Annotated in this window: 4 protein-coding genes and 4 tRNA genes; all 8 read left to right on the top strand. The window is 46.7% G+C overall.

The genetic code is table 11. The annotated features are described in order from the left end of the window. A partial coding sequence (gene gspD / locus B4H32_RS02930) for a type II secretion system secretin GspD (protein WP_286799736.1) occupies positions 1-1,527 on the top strand: 1,527 nt, incomplete at its 5' end. Between the two features lie 64 nt (positions 1,528-1,591). Continuing rightward, on the top strand, positions 1,592-2,215 hold the full coding sequence (locus tag B4H32_RS02925) for an FHA domain-containing protein (RefSeq protein WP_004680742.1): 624 nt from the start codon (positions 1,592-1,594) through the stop codon (positions 2,213-2,215). A 66-nt stretch (positions 2,216-2,281) separates the two neighbouring features. Continuing rightward, the gene (locus B4H32_RS02920) at positions 2,282-2,974 is read left to right on the top strand and encodes a phosphoglycolate phosphatase (RefSeq protein ID WP_004680741.1); all 693 of its coding nucleotides are present in this window, start codon (positions 2,282-2,284) and stop codon (positions 2,972-2,974) included. An 81-nt stretch (positions 2,975-3,055) separates the two neighbouring features. Next, on the top strand, positions 3,056-4,549 hold the full coding sequence (gene trpE / locus B4H32_RS02915) for an anthranilate synthase component I (RefSeq protein WP_004680740.1): 1,494 nt from the start codon (positions 3,056-3,058) through the stop codon (positions 4,547-4,549). 99 nt (positions 4,550-4,648) lie between these two features. After that, a tRNA-Thr gene (locus B4H32_RS02910) sits at positions 4,649-4,724 on the top strand. 52 nt (positions 4,725-4,776) lie between these two features. Continuing rightward, a tRNA-Tyr gene (locus tag B4H32_RS02905) sits at positions 4,777-4,860 on the top strand. A 33-nt stretch (positions 4,861-4,893) separates the two neighbouring features. Then, a tRNA-Gly gene (locus tag B4H32_RS02900) sits at positions 4,894-4,969 on the top strand. Between the two features lie 11 nt (positions 4,970-4,980). Continuing rightward, positions 4,981-5,055, top strand: a tRNA-Thr gene (locus B4H32_RS02895). Positions 5,056-5,252: the final 197 nt, after the last annotated feature.

The following is a 5,252-nucleotide window of genomic DNA, read 5'->3' as shown; positions in this document are numbered from 1 at the left end:
TCACGTAAGCGTTTGCGCCGCACCATTGAAATGCTGGATGTACCATCGGCAGACCGTTTGGGTGGCTTGAAGGTATTCCGTTTAAAATATGCCAGTGCAAAAAATCTGGCTGAGATCCTGCAAGGATTGGTGACGGGACAGTCTGTTTCCTCATCATCTGGCTCAAATAATGCGAATAAATCCAGCTCGATTAATAACCTGACTTCCAATAGTCAAGGTCAGACTAGTAATTCTTCCTCAGGTGTTAATCCATCCATTAGCCTGAACAGTGGTTTTAATAACAGCCAGAATAATGCTGGCATCACCAGTTTTAATGGCAATGGTGTCAGTATTATCGCCGATGGTACTCAAAATGCCTTGGTGGTGAAGGCTGACCCACAACTGATGCGTGAAATTGAGGCAGCCATTCAACAGTTGGATATTCGCCGTCAGCAAGTGTTGATTGAGGCCGCGATTATTGAGGTGTCAGGAAATGATGCAGATCAATTGGGGATTCAATGGGCACTGGGTGATTTAAGCAGTGGTGTTGGTCTGATGAGTTTTAGTAATGTCGGGGCAAGTCTCGCATCAATTGCCGCAGGTTATGCCAGTGTTGGGGCAAGTGGCGCAGCCGCAGCCATTGCTGGAGATGCCAGCAAAGGCAATGGCGCTACATTCGGGGTAGGTAATTTTGAGAATTCACGCAAAGCTTATGGTGCGCTGATACAAGCCTTGAAAACCAACACCAAATCCAATTTCCTGTCTACGCCCTCAATTGTGACGATGGACAATGAAGAAGCCTATATTGTTGTGGGTCAGAACGTTCCGTTTGTGACAGGTTCAGTATCGACAGGAACTTCGGGTACGGTAAACCCTTATACCACTGTTGAGCGCAAGGACGTTGGTGTCACCTTAAAGGTGGTTCCGCATATTGGTGAAAACGGTACAGTTCGCCTTGAGGTTGAACAGGAAGTTTCGGACGTTCAGAACAATAAGGGCCAGGCAACCGACCTTGTCACCAATAAACGTGCCATTAAAACGGCTGTGCTTGCCGAACATGGTCAGACGGTGGTGCTGGGTGGTCTGATTGCGGATAATACTGCATTGTCACGTCAGGGTGTTCCTGGACTGAGTGATATTCCTTATCTGGGGCGTTTATTCCAGGCCAACAGTAGAAGCAATGAAAAACGCAACCTGCTGGTGTTTATCCATCCAACCATTGTAGGCGATGCCGATGATGTACGCCGTTTATCGCAGCAACGCTATAACCAGCTTTACAGCCTACAGCTTGCAATGGACAACAATGGCAACTTTGCAAAATTGCCAGAAAATGTGGGGGATATTTACCAGCAACAAGCTGTGTTGAATAGCTCACCCTATCAAAAAGTTCCAACAGCGATACAAAGCAAGACAGTTGTGGTGACCACACCTGTTGCCGTTGATGCGCCACCTGTGCAGAGGCAAAGCATACAGCTTCCCGCTAAGGCGACTGAACGGAGCAGGAATACGGTGACAACAACGACTATTCGCCCTACGTATTCACAGTAGATGCACAGAAGCGCTTGTGTCAAAATGTTATTATTGCAAGAAAATATGATAAGGATAGGCATCTATGACTTGGAAACTGCAAGCCATTACAGGTGAATTTACGGGGCAGGAAATTAGTGTCGAACGTGACATGCTGGTGGGGCGGCATCAGGACGCTGAAATTTTGTTGCAGTCCACTGATATTTCACGAAAACATGCTGCATTACTGTTTAGAGATGACCATATTTGGGTAAAAGATTTAAAGTCTACAAATGGAACATTTGTGAATGGTGAGCGTGTTGAGCAGGAACAGGAGATAGAATTGCATGATGGGGATATGCTCCAGTTTGCCAGTTTTATGTTTATGATTCTTGCTCCTGAGCGTTATAAGGCTCATTTACCTGAAATTGACGTTGAGCCAGTAACGACAGTACCGCATGATCAGGGAATGCCAAGCATTGCCGAGCGTGCCGCTGAAACACGTATTACACGTGATGGCATGCCACAACAGGTTTCCATCCCAAAACCTGCACCAATACCAGAAAATGTGCAAGTTGAGGCGGTTGCTGAGCCAAAGCCTATGCCTATGCAAGAGCCAGTCTCCCGTGTGGCTCAGGAAAAAGAGCAGCAGAAAAATGCTTCAGTTGGCCTGATTTCCATTATTATTTTAGTGATTTTGGCGGTGATTGCCTGGCTGTTCTTTAAATAATCAGTCTAAGCTTCTACAATCAAAGGCATGCTAGAAAGCATGCCTTTTTATTTCTGAGTAAATTCAATGTCTGTTGCACAGTTACAAAGTCGTCATCTTATTTTGTTTGATCTGGATGGAACACTGGTTGATTCCGCAGCCGATTTATATCGGGCCATGAACCTGAGTCTGGAAAAACTACAATTTCCTCTGGTGACAGAGGAACAAGTGCGTGCATGGGTGGGTAAGGGCGCGGCAAAACTATGTGAGACCGTACTTGAACATATATTTGGGCAGGTGAATACTGAGCAGCAAACGCAATTGCTGGATACGTTTGTGGACATTTATGCTCAGGAGTTGTGTGTCAATACTCAGGTCTACACAGGTATCTTGCCTTTTCTGGACTATTGCCAGAGCCATAACATGGTGATGGCATGTGTCACCAATAAACCTGAACATTTGGCAAAAGGGATATTACAGATTCTTAAACTTGATCATTACTTTAAATTGGTCATTGGCGGTGATACCTTGCCTGAGCGCAAACCCCATCCATTGCCATTACTGCATTGTATGCAGCTGTGTCAGGTATCCGCGGCGGAAACCCTGATGATTGGGGACTCAAGTAATGATGTGGAAGCTGCAAGACGTGCAGGTATAGATTGTATTGTGGTCAGCTATGGCTATAATCATGGAGAAAATATCCATGACTGCCAGCCACAACAGGTGGTGGACAGTCTGGAAGAGTTAGTTGAGGAAGATCTGGTGAGGAGAAAGGCATGAAAGCTGTTATGGTTTTTCGATGGCGGGCTTGAAGCAGCATTAAACGAAAACGCACAAAAATCGAAACTATAGAGAAAATTCATGACCACCCTCGTACAATTTGAGCAACTCAAGGCCGCTGGCTATAACACCATTCCCGTATACCGTCAGCGACTGGCAGATACAGAAACACCACTCTCAGTTTTCGCACGTTTTAAAGAGCAAAAGCAGGCCTACTTATTTGAATCAGTGGAAGGCGGGGAGAACTGGGCGCGTTATTCAATGATCGGCTTGGGCGAGTCAACAGTCTTTTCATGCAATGCGGGTATCCTCACGGTTCAGCAGGCGGATGGTTCCGTATCCCAGCAAGACTGTAGCGATCCATTTCAGTATATTCGCGACTTCCAAAGCCAGTTTAAGGTTCCCACCCAAAAAGAATTGCCTGATCTACCTAGCTTTACAGGTGGACTGGTTGGATATTTGGGCTATGACGCTATTCGTTATATCGAGCCAAAACTAAAAAATGTTCCAGCAGCTGACCCTGTCACCTTGCCTGACTTGTGGTTGATGCTGTCCCAAACCGTGATTGTGTTTGACAACCTGAAAGATACGCTGTTCCTGATTCATCATGCCGATGCAAACCAGGCAGATGCCTATGTACAGGCACAGGCCAAGCTGGACCAGCTGGAGCAACTGCTTGCAATCCCTGTCAGCCTACAGGCCAAGCCGCATACACCACCGCATTTTGAATCCATCACAGGTAAGGCGAGGTTTCTTGAGACCATTGAAAAGGTCAAGGAATATATCCGCGCTGGTGATGTGATGCAGGTGGTGCCTGGACAGCGGATGGTGTCTGATTTTGATGGTGAGGCCTTGCAGGTTTACCGTGCATTGCGTCACCTCAACCCATCACCCTACCTGTTTTTGGTGCAAGGGCAAACCCTGACAGACCAGAAACCTTTTCATATTGTGGGTTCTTCGCCAGAGATTTTATCCCGTCTGGAAAATGGCATTGCAACTGTACGGCCTTTGGCGGGTACGCGACCACGGGGCAAGACCAAGGAGGAAGACCTGGCGTTGGAGCAGGACTTGCTGGCAGATGAAAAGGAGATTGCTGAGCATTTAATGCTGATTGATCTTGGGCGTAATGATGTGGGGCGTGTCTCCAAGATTGGCAAGGTGCAGGTGACTGATCAAATGGTGATTGAGCGCTATTCGCACGTCATGCATATTGTTTCCAATGTGCAGGGAGAGGTGCGTGATGATGTGGATGCGTTGGATGTCTTTAAGGCAACTTTCCCAGCGGGCACACTTTCAGGCGCACCAAAAATCCGTGCAATGGAGATCATTGACGAAGTTGAGCCTGTAAAACGTGGCGTATTTGGTGGGGCAGTCGGTTATCTGGGCTGGCATGGGGAGATGGATATGTCGATTGCGATCCGTACCTGTGTCATCCGCGATCAAAAGGTCTATGTACAGGCGGGGGCGGGACTGGTGGCGGACTCAAATCCTGAGTCTGAGTGGAATGAAACCCAGATAAAAGCTCGCGCAGTGATCAAAGCGGTTGAATTATCATCAAACGGATTGATTTTATGAGTTTTTCGCAGTTTTTCTAAAAAAACTGCTTGCATCATGTGTGAGTTTTGCTAAACTGCACACCGTTCCGATACGAAACGTATCAAACGCTAAGATAAAGCCGGCATAGCTCAGTTGGTAGAGCAACTGACTTGTAATCAGTAGGTCCACAGTTCGAATCCGTGTGCCGGCACCATCTTAAAGTTGATAGGTTGAATAAAGGATGGCACTGCAAGTAAGTGCGATATGGTGGGATTCCCGAGCGGCCAAAGGGGGCAGACTGTAACTCTGCTACGAAAGTTTCGAAGGTTCGAATCCTTCTCCCACCACCATTCGACTTCGATATAAGTGGTCAGTACCAACATGCGGGAGTAACTCAGTTGGTAGAGTGGCAGCCTTCCAAGCTGCATGTCGCGAGTTCGATCCTCGTCTCCCGCTCCATCGAAGAGATCGCTCTTATAGCTCAGTGGTAGAGCACTCCCTTGGTAAGGGAGAGGTCTCGAGTTCAAATCTCGATAAGAGCTCCAGATATACAGCTTAGTAGAGAATATCTACAAAATTTAAAGAAGCAGGCTATTATAGTCTGCTTTTCAAGTATTAGGTGTCTAGTTTTTTAGGCGAATGTCGATAAAGAAAGTTTTTCAGGGTTGTTTTTCTCTAAACTGGTGTCGACGTAAACGAGGAAAATCAAATGGCTAAGGCTAAGTTTGAACGTAATAAACCA

The organism is Acinetobacter sp. UBA2063, from assembly GCF_002333245.1.
GTDB classification, from domain to species: domain Bacteria; phylum Pseudomonadota; class Gammaproteobacteria; order Pseudomonadales; family Moraxellaceae; genus Acinetobacter; species Acinetobacter parvus.
This window is presented reverse-complemented; position numbering and strand designations above follow the sequence as displayed.